Origin of the sequence: Microcoleus sp. Pol7_B2 (assembly GCF_036701035.1) — a bacterium.
In the GTDB taxonomy this organism is placed as follows: domain Bacteria; phylum Cyanobacteriota; class Cyanobacteriia; order Cyanobacteriales; family Microcoleaceae; genus Microcoleus.
This window is the reverse complement of the sequence record NZ_JAUBQB010000190.1, coordinates 1-1515: the sequence shown is the minus strand read 5'-3', so window position 1 is coordinate 1515 and position 1515 is coordinate 1. Positions and strand designations below refer to the sequence as shown.

The 1515-nt window shown below is 42.8% G+C and carries 1 protein-coding gene and 1 pseudogene; one reads left to right on the top strand and one right to left on the bottom strand.

The features are described 5' to 3' along the window. Positions 1-262, top strand: a pseudogene (locus tag QUA57_RS28470) (hypothetical protein); the annotation flags it as partial. A gap of 159 nt (positions 263-421) precedes the next feature. Here the strand turns inward: QUA57_RS28470 and QUA57_RS28465 are convergent. Next, positions 422-1315 carry a leucine-rich repeat domain-containing protein gene (locus QUA57_RS28465; protein WP_333065144.1) on the bottom strand — a complete coding sequence of 298 codons (894 nt, stop codon included), beginning with the start codon at positions 1313-1315 and terminating at the stop codon, positions 422-424. Positions 1316-1515: the final 200 nt, after the last annotated feature.

Genomic DNA, 1515 nt, shown 5'->3' with positions numbered 1-1515 from the left:
TTGGTTACAAGCTAAAAACTTTTTAAGAAAGTATTGGTATTTATGTAGGTCTTTTAAGATTGTCAAATTTTTGTTTGCTTTTTTTACTAAGGAACATAAATTTGATTTCCCCAAAATACGTCAATATACTTACACAATACTTACACAGAGAAAATCATTGAGGATTGCTATAGCCACCCCTTTTGTATTTGCTTCAATATTAATCACTAGCTCGCTTAAAGTAAAGGCAATAAAAAGTCAGGGCGATCGAGCTTTTCCCTAAATAATTAAACTCATTTAAACGCTGAATTTGCTGCTTCGCCTACAATCAAAAGTTGGCTTCGTTGAGTTCTTCGGTATCGTTAGTATCGCGGGTTGGGAAGTAGAAGTCGAGAATGGTACGCAAATCGCCTGGCTCGTGGGGTCTTTCGCCTTGGACGATTTAGGGACGAGTCGGAATCGGATTTCCCCATAAGTCGAGTTTTTCGAGCTTTTTCATATTACTAATTACATTTGGGATAGAGGTAATTTGATTGTTATAAACAGTAAGCCATTTCAGATTCAACAGTTGCCCGAACGTCTCTGGAATGGAGGTAATATCATTGTTACTGAGGTAAAGCAGTGTTAGATTTCCCAGTTCCCCGAACGCCTCGGGGATGGAGGTAAGCTGATTATAACTAAGGTTAAGCAATTTCACATTCGACAATTGCCCGAACGTCTCTGGTATGGCGGTAATCTGATTGGAATTAAGGTAAAGTGATTTCAGATTCGCCAGTTGCCCGAACGTCTCTGGTATGGAAGTAATTTTATTGTTATTGAGGTAAAGCTTTGTCAGGCTCGACAGTTGCCCAAGCGCCTCGGGGATGGAGGTAATCTGATTGTTAGGCAGGGAAAGCAGTGTTAAATTCCTCAATTGCCCGATCGCATCTGGGATGGAGGTGATCTGATTGTTACCAAGGTAAAGCCGTGCCAAATTCGACAGTCGCCCGATATTTTCGGGGATGGAGGTAATCTGATTATAACTAAGGTTAAGCTCTGTCAGACTGGACAGTTGCCCGATCGCATCTGGGATGGAGGTAATCTGATTCCTGCTGAGGTCAAGCCGTGTCAGATGCGTACAGTTGACGATTTCCGGTGGCAATTCTTTCAAATTCAGTTGCGACAAATTCAGCCCCATCAATTTTTCGCTGATAGCTCGCTCAATTTTTCGCACCGCTTCCTCTGGCATCATGTCCTTTGTCTTTCCGCCTAGCACCGCATCATAAGGTCGCGGTTGTACACCCATGCCACCGAGTACAGCATCAGTAGGTTGAGGTTGAGGTTCTTCTTCTGGCATTGAATTTGAGTAATAAAGCGATTTTTACTTGCGTTGCCCTGATCATTCAGGAGAAGAGAGCGGTCATTCATTGCGATACTTCCACCCGCGCTGGGCGTTGGAGTCGATGAAGCTTTCGCCAGCTTTTATAGTCATTTCAAATAAGTATGAGACACTCTTTCTGCACAATAAGCACGAATAACTTCATCAAGAGATGTGCC

Bases quoted from the DNA above. Each gene is read 5' to 3' on its own strand.
- QUA57_RS28465 (WP_333065144.1), bottom strand. From the start codon at position 1,315: ATGCCAGAAGAAGAACCTCAACCTCAACCTACTGATGCTGTACTCGGT.